Origin of the sequence: Pseudomonas sp. PSKL.D1, assembly GCF_028898945.1 — a bacterium.
Lineage (GTDB): Bacteria > Pseudomonadota > Gammaproteobacteria > Pseudomonadales > Pseudomonadaceae > Aquipseudomonas.
Genome location: NZ_CP118607.1, coordinates 360,647 through 380,277, shown reverse-complemented (window position 1 = coordinate 380,277; position 19,631 = coordinate 360,647). Strand labels below are relative to the sequence as shown.

Annotated in this window: 13 protein-coding genes; 2 read left to right on the top strand and 11 right to left on the bottom strand. The window is 62.1% G+C overall.

Annotation, left to right across the window (positions count from 1 at the left end):
- Positions 1-76 precede the first annotated feature (76 nt).
- The 8 genes from gltB to pilM form a co-directional block, all read right to left on the bottom strand.
- The gene (gene gltB / locus PVV54_RS01570; RefSeq protein WP_274908278.1) at positions 77-4,522 is read right to left on the bottom strand and encodes a glutamate synthase large subunit; all 4,446 of its coding nucleotides are present in this window, start codon (positions 4,520-4,522) and stop codon (positions 77-79) included.
- Between the two features lie 373 nt (positions 4,523-4,895).
- Entirely contained in the window at positions 4,896-6,482 is a 1,587-nt protein-coding gene (locus tag PVV54_RS01565) for an AAA family ATPase (protein WP_274908277.1), read from the bottom strand.
- A 15-nt stretch (positions 6,483-6,497) separates the two neighbouring features.
- Positions 6,498-7,595 (bottom strand): 3-dehydroquinate synthase, encoded by a 1,098-nt coding sequence (aroB, locus tag PVV54_RS01560; RefSeq protein ID WP_274908276.1) that lies wholly within the window; start codon positions 7,593-7,595, stop codon positions 6,498-6,500.
- Positions 7,596-7,689: 94 nt separating this feature from the next.
- Positions 7,690-8,208 carry a shikimate kinase AroK gene (gene aroK / locus PVV54_RS01555; protein ID WP_274908275.1) on the bottom strand — a complete coding sequence of 173 codons (519 nt, stop codon included), beginning with the start codon at positions 8,206-8,208 and terminating at the stop codon, positions 7,690-7,692.
- A 4-nt stretch (positions 8,209-8,212) separates the two neighbouring features.
- Positions 8,213-9,481, bottom strand: coding sequence for a type IV pilus secretin PilQ (locus tag PVV54_RS01550; protein ID WP_274908274.1), 1,269 nt, complete (start codon positions 9,479-9,481; stop codon positions 8,213-8,215).
- Positions 9,405-10,421, bottom strand: a complete 1,017-nt coding sequence (locus tag PVV54_RS01545) for a pilus assembly protein PilP (protein WP_274908273.1) — start codon at positions 10,419-10,421, stop codon at positions 9,405-9,407. Before PVV54_RS01545 ends, PVV54_RS01550 begins: the two co-directional genes overlap by 77 nt.
- Positions 10,412-10,948, bottom strand: coding sequence for a PilN domain-containing protein (locus tag PVV54_RS01540; protein ID WP_274910369.1), 537 nt, complete (start codon positions 10,946-10,948; stop codon positions 10,412-10,414). The genes PVV54_RS01545 and PVV54_RS01540 overlap by 10 nt, the downstream gene beginning before the upstream one ends.
- Positions 10,948-11,808, bottom strand: a complete 861-nt coding sequence (gene pilM / locus PVV54_RS01535) for a type IV pilus biogenesis protein PilM (RefSeq protein WP_274908272.1) — start codon at positions 11,806-11,808, stop codon at positions 10,948-10,950. The genes PVV54_RS01540 and pilM overlap by 1 nt, the downstream gene beginning before the upstream one ends.
- 173 nt (positions 11,809-11,981) lie before the next feature.
- On the opposite strand from pilM, the gene PVV54_RS01530 reads away from it, so the two are divergent.
- Positions 11,982-14,435: a penicillin-binding protein 1A gene (locus PVV54_RS01530; RefSeq protein ID WP_274908271.1), complete on the top strand. Its 2,454-nt coding sequence runs from the start codon at positions 11,982-11,984 to the stop codon at positions 14,433-14,435.
- Positions 14,436-14,706: 271 nt separating this feature from the next.
- Here the strand turns inward: PVV54_RS01530 and PVV54_RS01525 are convergent, their stop codons facing one another.
- From PVV54_RS01525 to rpmE, 3 genes are all read right to left on the bottom strand, one after another.
- Positions 14,707-15,975, bottom strand: a complete 1,269-nt coding sequence (locus tag PVV54_RS01525) for a malic enzyme-like NAD(P)-binding protein (RefSeq protein ID WP_274908270.1) — start codon at positions 15,973-15,975, stop codon at positions 14,707-14,709.
- A 179-nt stretch (positions 15,976-16,154) separates the two neighbouring features.
- On the bottom strand, positions 16,155-16,976 hold the full coding sequence (locus PVV54_RS01520; RefSeq protein ID WP_274908269.1) for a thermonuclease family protein: 822 nt from the start codon (positions 16,974-16,976) through the stop codon (positions 16,155-16,157).
- Positions 16,977-16,978: 2 nt separating this feature from the next.
- Positions 16,979-17,194, bottom strand: a complete 216-nt coding sequence (gene rpmE / locus PVV54_RS01515) for a 50S ribosomal protein L31 (RefSeq protein WP_029614303.1) — start codon at positions 17,192-17,194, stop codon at positions 16,979-16,981.
- Between the two features lie 164 nt (positions 17,195-17,358).
- Here rpmE and PVV54_RS01510 point away from each other — a divergent pair, with 164 nt between their 5' ends.
- The gene (locus tag PVV54_RS01510) at positions 17,359-19,578 is read left to right on the top strand and encodes a primosomal protein N' (protein WP_274908268.1); all 2,220 of its coding nucleotides are present in this window, start codon (positions 17,359-17,361) and stop codon (positions 19,576-19,578) included.
- The last annotated feature ends 53 nt before the right edge of the window (positions 19,579-19,631 follow it).

The window sequence follows — 19,631 nt, the reverse complement described above, 5'->3', positions numbered from 1 at the left end:
CCTCAGGCCGCAAGCTGCAAGACGATCACTTGAGCACGACGGGCCCCGCGCACGGGGCCGTCACTTGCAGCTGTTCTTACTGCGGGTTGGCGCGGGTGCTGGACAGCAGTTGCTTGAGGTTGGCCGCCTTCGGCTTGACCAGCCAGAAGCGCCGCACGTAGTCGTCCAGGTTCTCGAAGAGCTCACGCCCCCACTCGCTGCCGGTCTCTTCCACGTATTCGCCAAGGACACGCGCCAGGTGGCTGCGGTAGGCCTCCATCGCCTCACCACTGATACGCTGGATTTCCACCAGCTCGTGGTTGAGTTTGTCGACGAAGGTGTTGTCCATGTCGAGCACGTAGGCAAAGCCGCCAGTCATGCCAGAACCGAAGTTGTAACCGGTCTTGCCCAACACGCAAACAAAGCCACCGGTCATGTATTCACAGCAGTGATCGCCAGTACCCTCGACAACAGCGTGGGCGCCGGAGTTACGCACAGCGAAGCGCTCGCCCGCAGTACCGGCGGCAAACAGCTTGCCGCCCGTGGCACCGTACAAGCAGGTGTTGCCGACGATGGCGCTGTGCTGGGTTGCAAACGGGCTGCCAGCGGGCGGCACGATGGTCACCTTGCCGCCAGTCATGCCCTTGCCGACGTAGTCGTTGGCGTCGCCTTCCAGGTGCAGGTTCAGGCCACCGGCGTTCCACACGCCGAAGCTCTGGCCCGCAGTGCCCTTGAAGCGGAAGGTGATCGGCTTGTCGGCCATGCCCTGGTTGCCGTACAGCTTGGCGATTTCGCCAGAGATGCGGGCACCAATGGAGCGGTCGCAGTTGCAGATGTCGAGGCTGAACTCGCCACCGGCCTGATCGCGAATGGCCGGCAGGGCCATTTCAACCATCTTCTCGGCCAATTCGCCCTTGTCGAACGGCGGGTTCTTGTCGACTTCGCAGAATTGCGGCTTGTCGGCAGGAATGTGCGAGCTGCCCAGCAGTGGAGTCAGGTCCAGGTACTGCTGGCGCTCGGTGTCGCCTGGCAGCACGTCGAGCAGGTCAGTGCGGCCGATCAGCTCGCCCAGGCTGCGTACGCCCAGCTTGGCCAGCCACTCACGGGTTTCTTCTGCGACGAAAGTGAAGAAGTTGATCACCATATCGACGGTGCCGATGTAGTGGTCCTTGCGCAGCTTGTCGTTCTGGGTGGCTACGCCAGTGGCGCAGTTGTTCAGGTGGCAAATACGCAGGTATTTGCAGCCCAGGGCGATCATCGGCGCGGTGCCGAAGCCGAAGCTCTCGGCGCCGAGGATGGCGGCCTTGATCACGTCCAGGCCGGTCTTCAAACCGCCGTCAGTCTGTACCCGTACCTTGCCGCGCAGGTCGTTACCGCGCAGGGTCTGGTGGGTTTCAGCCAGGCCCAGTTCCCACGGGGCGCCGGCGTACTTGATCGAGGTCAGCGGCGAAGCGCCAGTACCACCGTCATAACCGGAAATGGTGATCAGGTCGGCATAAGCCTTGGCCACGCCAGCGGCAATGGTGCCGACGCCAGCTTCTGCCACCAGCTTGACCGATACCAGCGCCTGCGGGTTGACCTGCTTGAGGTCAAAGATCAACTGCGACAGGTCTTCGATCGAGTAGATGTCGTGGTGCGGCGGCGGCGAGATCAGGGTCACGCCCGGTACCGCATAGCGCAGCTTGGCGATCAGGCCGTTGACCTTGCCGCCCGGCAGCTGGCCACCCTCACCGGGCTTGGCGCCCTGAGCCACCTTGATCTGCAGCACTTCGGCGTTAACCAGGTATTCTGGGGTCACACCAAAGCGGCCAGTGGCCACCTGCTTGATCTTGGAGCTGCGAATGGTGCCGTAGCGCGACGGATCTTCACCGCCCTCACCGGAGTTGGAGCGCGCACCCAGGCGGTTCATCGCCTCGGCCAAAGCTTCGTGGGCCTCTGGCGACAGCGCACCCAGCGAAATACCGGCCGAGTCGAAGCGCTTGAGGATCTCTTCCATCGGCTCGATCTGATCCAGTGGCAGGGCCTCATCAGCCACTTTCACTTTCAGCAGGTCGCGGATCATCGACACCGGACGCTGGTCAACCAGCGAGGTGTATTCCTTGAACTTGGCGTAGTCGCCCTGCTGCACTGCCGCCTGCAGGGTGTTGACCACATCCGGGTTGTAGGCGTGGTACTCGCCGCCGTGGACAAACTTGAGCAAGCCACCTTGCTGGATCGGCTTGCGCGCGCTCCAGGCTTCGGCAGCCAGCAGCTTCTGGTCGCTTTCCAGGTCGCTGAAGCGGGCACCCTTGATACGGCTCGGCACTCCACGGAAACTCAGGCCAACCACTTCCTCGGACAGGCCGATCGCTTCGAACAGCTGCGCGCCACGGTACGAGGCGATGGTGGAGATGCCCATCTTCGACAGGATCTTCAACAGGCCTTTGGAAATACCTTTGCGGTAGTACTTGAAGACCTCGTCCAGGTCACCCAGCACTTCGCCGGTACGGATCAGATCGGCCAGCACTTCATAAGCGAGGTACGGGTAAACGGCCGAGGCGCCGAAGCCCAGCAACACGGCAAAGTGGTGCGGGTCGCGGGCGGTGGCGGTTTCCACCAGGATGTTGCTGTCGCAACGCAGGCCTTTTTCAGTCAGGCGGTGGTGCACCGCACCCACGGCCAGCGAAGCGTGCACTGGCAGCTTGCCCGGGGCGATGTAACGGTCGCTCAGCACCAGCTGGGTCTTGCCGCCACGCACAGCCTCTTCGGCCTGGTCTGCGATGTTGCGGATGGCCGCTTCCAGGCCGACGCTCTCTTCATAGTTGAGGTCGATCAGCTGGCGGTCGAAGCCTTCGCGCTCCAGGTTCATCAGCGAACGCCACTTGGCGGGCGATATGACCGGCGAGCTGAGGATGACCCGCGAAGCATGCTCCGGGGACTCCTGGAAGATATTGCGCTCGGCACCCAGGCAGATTTCCAGCGACATGACGATCGCTTCGCGCAGCGGGTCGATCGGCGGGTTGGTCACCTGGGCGAACTGCTGACGGAAGAAGTCGTACGGCGAACGCACACGCTGGGACAGCACGGCCATCGGCGTGTCGTCACCCATCGAGCCGACCGCTTCCTGGCCCTGCTCGCCGAGCGGGCGCAGCACCTGGTCACGTTCTTCGAAGGTGACCTGGAACATCTTCATGTACTGCTTGAGCTGGTCACTGTCGTAGCTGGCCGCGCCCTGATCGTCGGTCAGGGTCGCCTGAATGCGCAGGGCATGCTGACGCAACCAGCGCTTGTACGGATGGCGCGACTTGAGACGGTTGTCGATGGCGTCGGTGTCAAGGATCTGACCGGTTTCGGTATCGACTGCGAAGATCTGGCCAGGGCCAACACGGCCTTTGGCAATCACGTCTTCTGGCTTGTAGTCCCACACGCCGATTTCCGACGCCAGGGTGATGTAGCCGTTCTTGGTGGTGACCCAACGCGCCGGGCGCAGGCCGTTACGGTCGAGCAGGCACACTGCGTGGCGGCCTTCGGTCATGACGATACCGGCCGGGCCATCCCACGGTTCCATGTGCATGGAGTTGTACTCGTAGAAGGCGCGCAGGTCAGCGTCCATGGTCTCGACGTTCTGCCAGGCTGGCGGTACCAGCATGCGCACGCCGCGGAACAGGTCGATGCCGCCGGTAACCATCAGCTCCAGCATGTTGTCCATGCTCGACGAGTCGGAACCCACGCGGTTAACCAGTGGGCCGAGCTCTTCGAGGTCGGGGATCAGGTCATTGGCGAACTTGGTGCGACGGGCCATGGCCCAGTTGCGGTTGCCGGTGATGGTGTTGATCTCGCCGTTGTGGGCGAGGAAGCGGAACGGCTGCGCCAGCGGCCATTTCGGCAGGGTGTTGGTGGAGAAGCGCTGGTGGAACACGCAGATCGCGGTTTGCAGGCGCTCGTCACCCAGGTCCGGGAAGAACGCCGCGAGATCGCGCGGCATCATCAGGCCTTTGTAGATGATGGTCTTGTGCGAGAAGCTGCAGATGTAGTGGTCGGCGTCGTGGGCGTTGGCCACGGACGAACGGCGACGGGCACTGAACAGCTTGATGGCGAATTCCTGATCGCTCAGGCCTTCACCGCCGATGAACACCTGCTCGATCTGCGGCAGGCGCTCCAGCGCCAAGCGGCCGAGGACGCTGGTGTCGATCGGGACTTTGCGCCAGCCAACCAGCTTCAGGCCGGCAGCCAGGATTTCGCGGTCCATATTGGCGCGAGCTGCTTCGGCTTTGACTGGGTCCTGGTTGAAGAACACCATGCCGACGGCGTACTGCTTGGGCAGCTCGACGGCAAAGGTTTCCTGGGCCACGGCCCGCAGGAATTGATCAGGCTTCTGCATGAGCAGACCACAACCGTCACCGGTCTTGCCGTCGGCGTTGATACCGCCACGGTGGGTCATGCACGTCAGCGCCTGCATGGCAGTTTGAAGGAGGTGGTGGCTCGGCTCGCCCGTCATATGGGCGATCAGGCCAAAACCACAGTTGTCCTTGAATTCTTCGGGATGGTACAGACCTGTTTTCATAGACACTTTCTCACCAGGTTCACCTCTCAACCGGAGGCAAATCTCTTTTTTAACAACCACTTACCATCCACGCCGATCAAACGCCAGCTTTTTTGCGGTGGCCATGGAAAACCATTGTTGCACAGCGACAGTCATACCCACAAATTTTCATGTCTCACCATTGAAAATTTATGTCGCAATTTTGAATGTTTTTGCGCCATGCGCCGTGATAGCGGCTTGGCTCGAGTCTGAAGCGTTTCAGCCATGACTGCAACGTTGGCTTGTGGCCGGCAGTCTGGGACAGAAAAGCCTGCCGCGCTCAGGCGCAGCAGGCTAGTCAAAAGTCATGTTCGCTCAGCAACTGGGCGACGGGGTGGTGCCGCCCGGAAGGTAATCAGCGAGCCGAGGCCAGCTCTTGTTGGACGCTGGCGACGGTACGTGGCCAAGGTTTACCAGCCTGGACCTTCGCTGGCAAGTTCTTGATTGCCGCAACCGCTGCGTCGCGGTTGGCGAAGTTGCCATATGTGACCACGTAAAGCGGCTTGCCCTGCAGGTTTTTCTTGAAGTAGCGATAGTCGCCACCCTGCGCTTTGACGAAGGCCTGGGCCGACGCTTCCGAGCTGGTACCCAGGATCTGCACCACGTAATTGCCCGGTTTCTGGCCCGAGTACCAGCCACTGTTGCCGCTACCACCAGCAGCTGGTTTGGCCGCCGGTTTGGCGGTCGCTACCTGGGTAGGCGCCGGTGCAGGCTTGGCAGGTGCAACCGGTTTTGCAGGCTGGGTTGCAACAGGCTTAGGCGCCGGCGCAACTGGCTGTGCCGGAGCAGTGGCCTGGGCCATGGTCGGAGCCGGGCCTGCAGGCACGCCTACGGGCGGCGCAGTGGTGGTGACAGTCGGAGGGTTGCCAGGCTGCAGCGCAGTGTCGCCCGCCGGGCTGCCCTCTTCGCCTTCGCCCATGCCGGCGGCCTGAGCCAGCGGCTCGCGCATCACCGGCTGCGACTGGCCTACCAGCGGCAACGGCATAGGCTGCGACGAGCCGGAGAATTCGATGGCCGGGTTACCCGACTTGCCATCACCCAGCGGCAATTGGGCCTGGGCGTTCGGCGCCTCTTCAGGCGCCTTGTCGCCTTTCTTGGGCATGAGAACCGCGGCAGCAACGGCGACCACGACGACAGCGGACAACGCGAGCACGTGTTTCTTAGGCATTTTGAACCCCATGGTTGGTCGCTTGGCCGCACCGCGGCTGGCGATCATGGCTTCGATCAAGGTATCGCGGGCGACCTGGTTGATGTTGCCAGGCCAACCGTCGGAGTTTTCATGGATATCGACGAGCTGTTCACGGGTGTATACATCGATGCCCCGGCCGGCACCTTCCAGGCGCTGCTCCAGGTACTCGCGTGTCTCCTCCTCGCTGTACGGGGCAAGCTCGATGACGTGGAAGCGTTCTTCCTCGACATTGATCTCGTCCAACGCTGCAATCAGCGACGGCTCGCCAAACAGGAACACATGCGGGCGCCCTTCCGGTACACCTGCCGCCAGTTCCAGCAACGCTTGGAGTGCCGACTCGTCGAGTTGTTCCGCATCGTCCACCAGCAAATAAACTTCCTGCCCGGTCAGTGCCAACTGCACGACCTTGGACATGATTGCCTGGACTTCCGGCTGGCCCACCTCCAGCGTCTGGGCCACCTGCGCCAGCACGCTGGCGGCATCGGTAGCGCTGCGGGCAGACACCACCACGCTTTTCACCGAGTCCTTGTTGGTGCTGGCCACCAGGGCCTGGCGGAGCAAGGTCTTGCCGCTGCCCACAGGGCCGGTCACCACCAGCATCAGCTGGCTATAACGGGCCAGGTGATGCAGCTGGCCAAGCACAGGCTTGCGCTGGGCAGGGAAGAACTTGAAACCGGGCACACGCGGCGCGAACGGATCGTGGCTCAACTGGTAATGGTCGAGAAACGCCTCATCGGCATGCAAACTGGTCATTGCGCTGTCACAACCTCAAAGCTGGGCCACGATCGCGCGGTAATCCGCCGACAGCGTGGCCTGAAGAATCTCTTTCGGATAGTCGTCGGTAATCACGGCTTCGCCCAGCTGGCGCAACAGCACCAGCCGCAGACGCCCGTCGATCACCTTCTTGTCGACCGCCATATGCTCCATGAAATGCGCCGGGGTCATTTCCTGTGGTGGCACCACCGGCAAACCTGCATCCTGCAGCAGGCGGATTCCGCGATCGCGCTCGAGCCGGTCGATCCAGCCCAGGCGCATGGACATCTCCAGGGCCATTACAGTGCCCGCTGCCACGGCTTCACCGTGCAGCCAGACACCGTAGCCCATGTGGGTTTCGATGGCATGCCCAAAGGTATGCCCGAGGTTCAGCGTCGCCCGCACGCCGGATTCACGCTCATCAGCCCCCACTACCGCGGCCTTGGCCGCACAAGAGCGGCGAATTGCTTCGGTCAGGGCTGCAGGCTCCAGGGCGCGCAGGGCGTGCATATTGTCTTCGAGCCAGCCCAGGAAAGGCTTGTCACAGATCAGGCCGTACTTGATCACTTCGGCCAGCCCCGCGGAAAGCTCGCGCTCGGGCAGTGTCTTCAGGCTGGTGGTGTCGATCAGCACCGCGTTGGGCTGATAGAACGCACCGACCATGTTCTTGCCCAGCGGGTGGTTGATGCCGGTCTTGCCACCCACCGAAGAATCGACCTGGGACAGCAGTGTGGTGGGTACCTGGATGAAATCGACGCCACGCTGGTAACAGGCGGCCGCGAAACCGGCCATGTCGCCGATCACACCTCCACCCAGCGCAACCACCGTGGTACGGCGATCGTGGCGGGCAGTGAGCAAGCCGTTGAAGATCAGCTGCAGGGTTTCCCAGTTCTTGTAGGCTTCGCCGTCCGGCAGGATCACCGGCAACACCGAATAGGCCCCCAGGGTCTTGCTCAGACGCTCGAGATACAGAGGCGCGACGGTTTCGTTGGAAACGATGGCAACCTGCCGGCCGGCGATGTGCGGGGCCAGCAGCTCCGGCTGGTCCAACAGGCCTTCGCCAATGTAGATCGGGTAGCTACGCTCGCCCAGGTCGACCTTTAGTGTCTGCATGTATCCCCACAATGTACTTGGGCGCGGCGTCGGCTTGGCGACCCACGCGATAACGTTGAACCTCGCCTCGGCGCTGGCCGAGAATAGTCCCGGCCTACCGGGGCGGCAACTGCTGCAAACGCTCGAGAATATCGAGCACGACCATGCGCGGCGGCCGTTCGTCGGTTTCCACCACCAGGTCGGCAATTTCACGGTAAAGCGGGTCGCGTGCTTCCAGCAAGGCACGCAGGGTCGCCTCCGGGTTGGCGGTGCGCAGTAGTGGCCGGTTGCGATCACGCGCGGTACGCCCCACCTGCTGCTCCACCGAGGCATGCAGATAGATTACCCGGCCACCCTGGTGAAGAGCCTTGCGGTTTTCCGGGCGCATGACAGCACCGCCACCGGTTGCCACGACCACGCCATCAAGCTCGCAGAGCTCGGCGATCATTGCCTGCTCACGGTCACGAAAGCCCGGCTCGCCTTCCTTATCGAAGATCCACGGGATGTTGGCGCCGCTTCGCAGTTCGATTTCCTTGTCGGAATCTTTGAACAGCAGGCGCAGTTCTTTGGCCAACAGGCGCCCGATGGTGCTTTTACCAGCACCCATGGGCCCTACAAGTATCAAATTTCGCACAGAATCAACGACTCACAGCAATCGCCTGGTCACTCATGATACGCGGAGTCAGGAAGACCAGCAGCTCGGATTTTTTCTCTTGTAATGCATCGCGTCGAAACAGCCGCCCAACATACGGCAGATCGCCGAAAAATGGCACCTTGTCGACCACTTTGTTTTGCGTGGTCGAGTAAACGCCTCCAATCACGATGGTCTCACCGTCCGCTACGCGGACCTTGGCATTGACCTCGTTCTTGCGGATTGGGGGCACGTCGTTCAAGGCATTGACGAAGTCCGGCTCATCTTTGGTCACGCGCACGTCCATGATGACCTTACCGTCCGGCGTAATTTGCGGGGTAACCTCCAAAGACAACGAAGCCTCGCGAAATGAAACCGAGGTAGCGCCGCTCACGCTGGTTTCCTGGTAAGGCACCTCGGTCCCCTTGAGAATCCGGGCGGTTTCCTTGTCGGCGGTCACCACTTTGGGCTGGGAAATGATCTCGCCATTACCGCTCTTTTCCATAGCGCTCAGTTCCAGGTCCAGCAGCACATCACTGCGCAATAGCCCAAGACCAACACCGGAGCCGGCCCTTTCGACACCCAGATCGACAAAGATATCCTTGCCCATGCGCGGCGCATCTTCATACAAGCCGCCACCCCATCGCACACCCAGGCTTTTCTCGTAATCCACGTTGGCCTCCACGATACGGGCTTCAATCGCCACCTGGCGGACCGGCACGTCCAGCTTGGCCACCAACTGCCTCAACTCGGCAAGGCGCTCCGCGGGCTGATAGGCCACAAGCGTGTTGGTGCGGGCATCCACACTCAAGCTGCCACGCCCGGAGAGCGACTCACCATCGGCCAGTGCCACGAGCAACAATTCGGCAAGCTCGGCAGCCTTGGCGTGATGAATCGGCAACAATTCACGGTGCAAGGGCTGCAACTGAGCATCCAGTTCAGACCCAATCCGCTCACCGATCGACTGTTGAGCCATTTCGGCCGCAGGCGCCACCATTAGCACGTTCCCTTCTTCGCGCCGCGCCAACCCTTTGCTGCGCAACACGAGCTCCAGCGCCTGCTCCCAGGAAACATCCTGCAAGCGAAGGGTGACATTTCCTTGCACCGAGTCACTGGCCACCAGGTTGACGCCAGCGTAATCGGCCAACACTTGCAGAACAGCGCGCACCTCCACATCCTGGAAGTTCAGCGATATCGGCTCAGCCCGATGGGGCTCCGCCATCACCAGCGGTATGGGCATCATCGCCACCGCTGCCCACCTCGTCAGCCATTTCATCTTCCTTGACCTCCCTGTCCACGCCCTTCCTGAGCGTCAGCAGTGTCGTACGCTCCCGCCACGCACCACCCATGTACAAACGCTCACGCACGGCAACCTGCTGCTCACCTATCTGCACCACCACCCCTTCGTCCCTGCCCAGGCGGTCCCCCTTGCGCACGCGATACAGTCGCCCGCCAGCCGCCAGCACGGCTTCTCTGGCGGAACCTCTGGAGAGGCTGCCAACCATCTGCAGATGGACAAGAGGCATACTGGCGAGCCCTTCCCGCACAACGCGGGTTGACCAGGCGGAAAACGGGTCAAGTTCCGGAGGCATCACGGGCGCCCTCGCCGGCGTCTCTGCCAGTGAAACGGGCACTCGCGCCGCGGCATCGGCTTGGTAGGCACTGACGCGCAGCCGCATACGCAGCAGGCCTGACCTGTCACCTGCATCGATCAACTGCATATCACCCACCCGTAACAGCCGCGTCTGCCCCAGCCAGTCATCCAGCCACATGCGCAACGCCGAGTAGCGACCGACTACTTGCATATCCAGGGGCGTTTCCAGGTATCCCGGCTGCCTGACGTCATCAAGCACATCGAGTTGTTCGAAGAGCAAACCGTAGGCATGCGCCGAAGCGGCCAGCTGATCCAGCAACTCGCTCATGCCGTCGCCCGCCGCGAGGCGCCAGCGCGCATCCTGCAAAAGCTGATTGGCATCGTCCTGGGCACGCTGCACCGACGCGCGCGTGAGCGCTGTGGCAGCCTTGGCCTCGTACTCACTGCTCAACGCCTCATGTGTGCGTTGCTCATGCGCATGCACCCTGTGCCACACTGGCTGCCTGACCCACCAGCCCAATGCCAGTACAAGACACGCCACCCCGATTGGCAACACTTGGCTCAGCAGCCGATAGCGCCTGAGCAGAGCATGCCAATCGAAGTGCAGCACGCTCAGGACCATGGCGCAGACATCCGCGCCAGCAGCAAAAACTCATCGCCACTCGCGCTGCTTGTAATGCGCTTGAGTTCAAGCCCCGCCAGCACACCCGAGCGATCGAGATTGCGCATGAATTGCGCCACGGCTGCACTGGAAGCAGCCACACCCTCGATCTGCAACCGCCCCCTTTCAAGCGCCAGTTCTACCAGCTGGATGCCTTCAGGCACGGCATGCTCCAGGTCGGCAAACAACCCTGACACCTGCCCCTGGCCAGTACGCAGGGCCGCGAGCGCAGCGGCTTGAGCCCGAAGGGTTTCGGTATTCTGCCGAATGCGCCCGAATTGCTCGATTTGCTCATTCAACGCTGAAATGGCCTGCTGGAGCGCGGCGTTGGCATCGGCCTGTTGTTGAGCACGATGCCGCGCCAATTGATCCATCAGCACAACCGCGCAAAGCGCCAGGGTAGCGGCAGCGATAACCGTGGCACGCAAACGCCGCAATGCCCAGGCACGTTGGCGCTCACGCCATGGCAGAAGATTGAGGCGCAGCATCATGACATCCCACCCTTGGCCAGGGCGCAGGCCAGTGTCATATCGCCGCCGCTGCAATCCAGACGCACCAGCTGCGGCAGTGGCCGACAAGGTATCCGCAACCGCCCGCTCAGCTCATCCAGACGGTCTTGTTCCGCCATCGACAGGCCGGTCACAAGTAGCTCATCCGGGGGCGGGGCATCACCCGGCAGCTCGCAAAGCCAGTCTGCCGCTGCATCCAGCGCCATTTCTCTGCGCTGGGGCAGTCGGTCATTTTCCCAGTAATGCAGCGTGGCGCTGCCTGGCTCAATGCGAAGCAGCATGGCGCCTCCCGGCATAGGGCGCGGCAGCATACGGCGCAAGGCAATGGTGTCGACTTCCACGGCGTCCAGTTGCAAACCCGATGTATCAATCACTGCCTCAAGTGCTTGTAGCGCGCTCTGTCGGCTCGCAGCCACCATTACATCCACGCACCCTTCACGCGACTGCGAAGGCCCCATCAACTGGAAATCCATGGCAAGGTCTTCCAATGGGAAAGGGAAAAGCCGGTCGGCATCCGCCAAGAGCCCTGCTTCCAAGTCGGCTTCTGACTGGCCGGCTGGCAAATGGCACAGCTTGCAAATTACCTGCGAGGCTGGCAGGGCCAATGCAACTCGACGCTGGCGGCTGCCACAGCGCTGAAAAGCAGCGCGCAAAGCCGGTGCAATACGGTCGGTGCTTTGCCAATCTTCGCCGTTTTTTACCGGTGCCAGTGGCTCAACCGCCCAGGCAATCACGTCGTCGCGGCCCTTGCGACGCCGCAGTTGCAGCATTCGTACGGAATCGGGGGCAATTTCCACCCCCAGCAGTGAACCGGCATCCTTGCCGTAGCGTCCAAGCATGGCTGTTTCCTTTAGCCGCTGATACCCGCGCACCACCAGCCCTCGACAGCCAGGCGGTGCAGCGGGCCGCCCGGCCGGTCACCCGGCGAGGCGAAAAATGCTTATAATGCCCAGCGTTTTTCGTCCGCCGGCCCCGTGCGCAATTCACCTCTCAACCTGGACACCCAAAAGCCTTGATACGCCTGCTGAAGTTCATCTGGTGGTCTTTCGTCGCAGTCATCTGCGCGCTCGTACTCGGTGTGAGCGGTGCGTTTCTGTATCTTAGCCCCAACCTGCCGTCGGTCGATTCGCTCAGAAGCATCCAGTTGCAGATCCCGCTGAGGGTCTACAGCAGCGATGGCAAGCTGATTGCCGAGTTCGGCGAAATGCGCCGCTCGCCCATCCGCTTTGCAGAAATCCCCCCACAATTCATTCAGGCGCTTCTGTCGGCTGAGGACGATAATTTCCTCAACCACTACGGGGTCGACCCGAGCAGCCTGATGCGTGCCGCCACCCAGCTGGTCAAAACCGGCCATATCCAGACAGGCGGAAGCACCATCACCATGCAGGTGGCGAAGAACTTCTTCCTCACCAGCGAGCGCAGCTTCTCGCGCAAGACCAACGAGATTCTTCTGGCCTTGCAGATCGAGCGTGAGCTGACCAAGGACGAAATCCTCGAGCTGTACGTGAACAAGATCTACCTGGGCAACCGTGCCTACGGTATCGATGCAGCCGCACAGGTTTACTACGGCAAGTCGATCCGTGACGTGAGCCTGGCGCAAATGGCCATGATCGCCGGCCTGCCCAAGGCGCCGTCGCGCTTCAACCCGCTGGCCAACCCGGTACGCGCCAAGGAGCGCCGCGACTGGATTCTCGGCCGCATGTACAAGCTGGGCAAAATCGATGAGGCCAGCTACCAGGCAGCCTTGGCCGAACCGCTCAACGCCAGCTACCACGTGCCGACACCTGAAGTTAACGCGCCGTACATCGCCGAAATGGCCCGCGCCGAGATGGTTGGCCGCTATGGGAGCGACGCTTACACAGAAGGCTTCCGTGTCACTACCACCGTACCAAGCGACATGCAGGAAATGGCCAACAAGGCCGTGCTCAATGGCCTGTCCGATTACGACGAGCGCCACGGCTACCGCGGGCCCGAGGCACGCTTCCCCGGCAAGGCGCAAGCAGCCTGGCTACAAGAGCTGAACAAACTGCGCACGCTGGGCGGGCTGGAACCTGCCATCGTCACCCACGTGGACAAAGCCGGCCTGAAAGTGCTGACCCGTGGCGGCAAGGAAGAAGACGTTGCCTGGGACACCATGAAGTGGGCACGCCCGTTCATCAACACCAACGCCCAGGGCCGCTCGCCGCAGTCGCCGACTGACGTGGCCCAGGTCGGGGATGTGGTGCGCCTGCAACGCCTGGACGATGGCAAACTCAAGTTCAGCCAGGTACCTGGTGCACAGAGTGCGCTGGTTACCCTCGACCCTTACAACGGTGCCATCCGCGCCCTGGTCGGAGGCTTCTCGTTCGAGCAGAGCAACTACAACCGTGCCATGCAGGCCAAGCGTCAGCCAGGTTCGAGCTTCAAACCGTTCATCTATAGCGCAGCCCTGGACAGCGGCTACACCGCCTCCAGCCTTGTGAACGATGCACCGATCGTGTTCGTGGACGAATACCTGGACAAAGTCTGGCGGCCCAAGAACGACACCAACACCTTCCTCGGCCCGATCCGTATGCGCGAGGCGCTGTACAAGTCGCGCAACCTGGTTTCCATCCGCCTGCTTCAGGCAATGGGCGTGGACCGCACCATCGACTACATCGCCAAGTTCGGCTTCAACAAGCAGGACCTGCCGCGCAACCTGTCGCTGGCACTGGGCACCGCCACCCTCACCCCGATGGAAATCGCCACCGGCTGGAGCACCTTTGCCAACGGCGGCTACAAGATCAGCCCGTACCTGATCGACCGCATCGAAAGCCGTAGCGGTGAGACGCTGTTCACTGCCAACCCGGCCCGTGTGCCGCAGGGTGCAGAGGACCATGCAGGCCTCGCTGCACCGGAGCAGCCCATCAGCACTGCCGCCATGCCAGGCGAGGCGCCGTCCGCTTTGGGCCAGATCGCGCCACCACCGCAAACGCCAACCATCGCCGAACAGATCATTGATGGCCGTACTACCTACATCCTGACCAGCATGCTGCAAGATGTAATCAAGCGCGGCACCGGGCGCCGGGCACTGGCGTTGGGCCGTGCCGACCTGGCGGGCAAGACCGGTACTACCAACGAGTCCAAGGACGCGTGGTTCTCCGGTTACAACGCTGATTACATGACCACCGTGTGGGTCGGCTTCGACCAGCCGGAAACCCTCGGCCGTCGTGAGTACGGTGGCACCGTGGCGCTGCCGATCTGGATGAATTTCATGGGTGCAGCGCTTAAGGACAAGCCAAACCATCCTCCGGCCGAGCCGGAAGGTATCCTGAGCCTGCGGGTGGACCCGGTCAGCGGCCGTGCGGCTTCGCCAAGCACGCCGAATGCATATTTCGAGCTGTTCAAGGCGGAGGATTCGCCGCCTTCGGTGGACGAGCTGGGTAATGGTGCGGCACCGGGTAGCCCGCTGCCGGCAGACGATGCGGCGCCGATGGATCTGTTCTGACAACACACCCGCGAAGCCGCACCACGGGTCCAGTGCTTACCTCGATGCATGCGCTATTCCTGTGGGAGCGGCCTTGTGTCGCGAAAGGGGTGCGTAGCGCCCCCAATCGATTGCAGCTTCGCAGCCGATATTGCCGGGGCTGCTGCGCAGCCCTTTCGCGACACAAGGCCGCTCCCACAGAGATCGCGCCAGCCTCTGAATGTTTTGCGCAAGCAATAAAAAAGCCCCGGCTCTCGCGAGCCGGGGCTTTTTTATACCGCTACAGCTGCAATCAGCCGTTGAACACTTCATCCACGCTGTTCAGCGGGTAGTGCTTCGGATATGGCAGGGTAGCAACGCCCGATTCAATGGCAGCCTTGGCCACTGCGTCGGAAACAACAGTGATCAGGCGAGCGTCCAGTGGCTTCGGAATGATGTACTCACGGCCGAATTCCAGGCCGTCAACGCCATAAGCCTCGCAAACTTCCTTAGGCACCGGCAGCTTGGCCAGGTCTTTCAGGGCGATGGCGGCAGCAATCTTCATTTCTTCGTTGATACGCTTGGCGCGAACGTCCAGAGCACCACGGAAGATGAACGGGAAGCCCAGCACGTTGTTGACCTGGTTCGGGTAGTCCGAACGGCCGGTAGCCATGATCACGTCGCTGCGGGTGGCGTGAGCCAGCTCTGGCGAAATTTCCGGGTCCGGGTTGGAGCAAGCGAACACGATCGGGTTGGCAGCCATCGACTTCAGGCCTTCCGGGCTCAGCAGGTTCGGGCCGGACAGGCCTACGAACACGTCTGCGCCGTCCAGGGCGTCAGCCAGGGTGCGCTTGTCGGTAGCGTGAGCGAACTGGGCCTTGTACTGGTTCAGGTCGTCGCGGCCAGCGTGGATCACGCCACTGCGGTCGATCATGAAGATGTTCTCGACCTTGGCACCCATGCTGACCAGCAGCTTCATGCAGGAGATCGCGGCAGCGCCGGCACCCAGGCAAACAATTTTGGCGTCTTCCAGTTTTTTGCCAGCGATTTCCAGCGCGTTGATCATGCCGGCTGCGGTAACGATCGCAGTACCGTGCTGGTCATCGTGGAAGACCGGGATATCGCACTGTTCAATCAGGGTGCGCTCGATTTCGAAGCACTCTGGGGCCTTGATGTCTTCGAGGTTGATGCCACCGAAGGTGATGGAGATGCGACGTACGGTGTCGATGAAAGCCTGTGGGCTCTCCGATTCGACTTCGATGTCGAACACATCAATACCAGCGAAACGCTTGAACAGAACGCCCTTACCTTCCATGACCGGCTTGGAAGCCAGTGGGCCGAGGTCGCCCAGACCGAGGATGGCGGTGCCATCGGAAATTACCGCGACCAGGTTGCCCTTGCCGGTGTATTTGTAGGCCAGCTCTGGATCACGGCCAATTTCACGCACGGGTTCAGCAACGCCTGGGCTGTAAGCCAGGGCGAGGTCGCGGGCGGTGGCGGTGGGCTTGGAGAGCTCGACGCTCAGTTTCCCCGGGCGAGGTTGAGCGTGATATTCGAGAGCGGCGGTTTTCAGGTCTGACATGGTGGGCATTCCGCTATTTACTGTTCTGACGGACCGCCGAGGATACGCAAAGAGCCGGGGAGCTACAAGACTGGCCGGTCACTTGTGTCAAGGCCTTGAGCCTACGACTTTACGCTATAACACACGGGGGCATTGGGCTTACAGTGTGTACAATCCTATAGCGAAATGTCTACATTTTTTCAGCCTGGAATACGCTCCAGCATGCTCGGGTCGGTCAATGGCAACAACCAACGCCGCTGCCCGGGCTGGAGGCCGCCTTTGCGGGATCGGTCCAGCACCCAGCCACGCGCTTCGACTTGGCTCCCCTTGAGATTATCGAAGAAGCTTGCGGGGAAGTTGCGCTGCAGACGAGTGGGAATCTGCAACACCAGCGCGTTGTCCAGCTCAAGCCAGATACCGCCTCGATTGCGCTCGATGCGCTGAATACGCCCGCCGACGACAGCAAACCCGGACTGCCGGATGTCGCCAGCCTTCAGCACAGGGGATTGGTGCCATAACCCTGCGCCAGCCTTACGCGCGGCGTGCTCGGCGCCTTGCTGGCAGTTGGTCAAACTCACGTTGGGGGCTACGGCCACACGATAGCCCAGCCCCTCACTGAGCAACCGCGCCTCTAGATTGTCACCATTACGGCCATAAAGGTGTGCCAAGGTGCGGCCGTACTTGTCCTTACCCTCAACTCCCGGCACAAGCCCGACCCGACCCTGGCTGGCATCGACCAGCGCCTGCAGGCGCCGCTTGGCCGCTTCGGCATACGGCTCACTGGTACGGCCCTTGCGGCCGATTTCAGGCGCATTGATGCCAATCATGCGCACGCTGCGACCGTCTGCCAGGCGCAGGGTGTCGCCATCCACCACCTGCCTCACCACAACCTGCTGTGGGTTGTCCGGTAACGGGCAAAACGCCAGAGCCGGGGCGTGCCAAATCGCGCCCATAAAAAAAGCGCCCACAAGGGGCGCCTTTTTTTGCAGCAATGCGAAACCCGAAGGATTCGCCATGCGCATGATTACTTCTTGGTACCGAACATACCGAAGCGATCGGCGAACTTCTGTACGCGACCACCGGTGTCCAGGACTTTCTGCTTACCAGTGTAGAACGGGTGGCACTGGGAGCACACGTCGATCGCCAGCGGCTTGGCCAGGGTCGAACGGGTTTCGAATTTGCTGCCGCAGCTGCAGGTGACTGCAACTACTTCGTAGTTCGGATGAATATCTGCTTTCATGGTCACTTCCTCGAGCTGCGTGCCGCCACCCAACACCAATTGTTGAATACCGCACGTAATTAGGCGGCGAATAATACCAGAGCAGCGCGCCAACGCAAGTTGTCGCTTGCACCGACCGTCGTCTGCTAGGCTCGCCCTCTTTGATTCACCCTGAGACCTCACGCGTGCCCGACGTCATCCTGCGCCTTGCCCTGCCTTCACCGCTGCGCCGCCTGTTCGACTACAAGGCGCCAGCGAGCATGGCGCGCCAGGCGCTGACCCCGGGCATGCGCATCCGCGTGCCCTTCGGCCGCCGGGAAATGATCGGCGTGCTGGTGGAGGTATGCCAACAGAGTGAAGTCCCCGCCGACAAGCTCAAACCGGCGGTCGCGCTGCTCGACCCGGTTTCACCGGTGCCGGCGTCGCTGTTCAAGCTGTGCCTGTGGACAGCTCAATACTATCAGCACAGCCTCGGCGACACCCTGAGCTGGGCCTTGCCCACCCTGCTGCGCCAGGGTGAACCTGCTGAAATGCGCCAGGAACGCTTCTGGCATGTCAGCCCCGGTGCACGCCTTGAAGACCCGCGCATTGCCCGCGCCCCGCGCCAACGCGATGCCCTCAAGACCTTGGCCCAACACCCGCATGGCGTGGCGCACAGCCTGCTGGGCAAGCTCAACCTGAACAAGGACAGCCTCGACCTGCTGCTGGCCAAGGGACTGGTGCAGGTCGAGATTCGCCGCCAGCTGCCATCGGCCCGCCATGAACACTGGCTGGCACAACCCGAACTGCCATTGAACGATGAGCAGCGCGATGCTTTTGATGCAGTGCGTGAAGGATTTGGCAGCTTCGGCGCCTTCCTGCTGGCAGGTGTCACCGGCAGCGGCAAGACCGAGGTTTACCTGCAGCTTATCCGCGAAACTCTGGAGGCGGGCAAGCAGGCGCTGGTGCTGATCCCCGAGATCAACCTGGGCCCGCAAACCCTGGCGCGCTTCGAACAACGCTTCAATGCCCGCATCGCCCTGCTGCATTCGGCCGTGAATGATCGCGAGCGCCTGGATGCCTGGCTGGCTGCCCGCGACGGCGAGGCCGACATCATTATCGGCACCCGCTCGGCCCTGTTCACACCCATGAAGAACCCGGGCCTGATCATCATCGATGAAGAGCACGACGGCTCCTATAAACAGCAGGAAGGCCTGCGCTACCATGCCCGGGACCTGGCGATGGTGCGGGCGCACCAGGAAAACATCCCGATTCTGCTCGGCTCCGCAACCCCTTCGCTGGAAACCCTGCACAACGCACTGACTGGCCGCTACCGCCTGCTACGCATGAACCAGCGGGCCGGCGGCGCCCGCCCACCCCGCATGCTGCGGCTGGACGTCAAGAGCCTGCCACTGGACAGCGGCATCAGCGGCCCCTTGCAGCAGGCCATCCGCCAGACACTGGAAGCCGGCCAGCAAGTGCTGGTATTCCTCAACCGCCGTGGTTTTGCACCCACACTGCTGTGCCATGACTGCGGCTGGCTGTCCGAGTGCCCGCGCTGCGATGCCCGCATGACCGTGCACCAGCGTTCGGCCGTGCTGCGCTGCCACCACTGCGGGTATGACGAGCACATCCCGCAGCAGTGCCCCAAGTGCTTCCACGTGGACCTACGCCCGGTGGGTGCGGGCACAGAGCGTGCCGAAGAGCGCCTGAAAGTGCTGTTCCCCGACTACCCGATCCTGCGGGTGGACCGCGACAGCACCGCGCGCAAGGACGCCATGCACAACCTGTTCACCACCATCCAGCGCGGGCAACCGAGCATCCTGGTGGGCACACAGATGCTTGCCAAGGGGCATCACTTCCCGCGGGTAACGCTGGTGGCCATTCTCGATGCGGATGGCGGGCTGTTTTCCGGCGACTTCCGCGCCAGCGAGCGCATGGCCCAGCTCATCGTTCAGGTGGCTGGGCGTGCCGGACGTGCCGAAGAGCCCGGCAAGGTGATCATCCAGACCCACCTTTCGGACCATCCGCTGCTCGTGCAGCTCACCGAGCAGGGCTATTTCTCCTTTGCCGAACAGGCCTTGGAAGAGCGCCGCGCCGCTGGCCTGCCGCCCTATTCGCACCTGGCGCTGCTGCGCGCGGAGGCACACAAGCCGGGACAGGCCGAGGCATTTCTGGACGAAGCCTGCAGCGCGGCCGAGCAACTGATTGCTGAACAACGCTTGCCGGGCATTGAACTCCTGGGCCCGGTACCGGCTCCCATGGAGCGCCGGGCCGGGCGTTTCAGGGCACAGTTGTTGATCCAGGCCAATACCCGGGCGCCCTTGCATCGACTGATGAGCGCCTGGTTGCTAGTGTTGGAGCAGTTACCCAGCGGGCGGCCGGTGCGCTGGTCGCTGGATGTTGATCCGGTTGACCTGTATTGACGCACGGGGTTGCCGCGCAACCCTTTTTGCGACACAAGGCCGCTCCTTGTATG

Excerpts from the sequence above, each read along its gene's own strand:
- pilM (WP_274908272.1), bottom strand. The coding sequence starts at position 11,808 with ATGCTTGGACGCTACGGCAAGGATGCCGGTTCACTGCTGGGGGTGGAA.
- gltB (WP_274908278.1), bottom strand. The coding sequence starts at position 4,522 with ATGAAAACAGGTCTGTACCATCCCGAAGAATTCAAGGACAACTGTGGT.
- PVV54_RS01565 (WP_274908277.1), bottom strand. The coding sequence starts at position 6,482 with ATGACCAGTTTGCATGCCGATGAGGCGTTTCTCGACCATTACCAGTTG.
- PVV54_RS01545 (WP_274908273.1), bottom strand. The coding sequence starts at position 10,421 with ATGGTCCTGAGCGTGCTGCACTTCGATTGGCATGCTCTGCTCAGGCGC.
- PVV54_RS01525 (WP_274908270.1), bottom strand. The coding sequence starts at position 15,975 with ATGTCAGACCTGAAAACCGCCGCTCTCGAATATCACGCTCAACCTCGC.
- PVV54_RS01520 (WP_274908269.1), bottom strand. The coding sequence starts at position 16,976 with ATGCGCATGGCGAATCCTTCGGGTTTCGCATTGCTGCAAAAAAAGGCG.
- PVV54_RS01550 (WP_274908274.1), bottom strand. The coding sequence starts at position 9,481 with ATGAAATGGCTGACGAGGTGGGCAGCGGTGGCGATGATGCCCATACCG.
- aroB (WP_274908276.1), bottom strand. The coding sequence starts at position 7,595 with ATGCAGACACTAAAGGTCGACCTGGGCGAGCGTAGCTACCCGATCTAC.
- rpmE (WP_029614303.1), bottom strand. The coding sequence starts at position 17,194 with ATGAAAGCAGATATTCATCCGAACTACGAAGTAGTTGCAGTCACCTGC.
- PVV54_RS01540 (WP_274910369.1), bottom strand. The coding sequence starts at position 10,948 with ATGCTGCGCCTCAATCTTCTGCCATGGCGTGAGCGCCAACGTGCCTGG.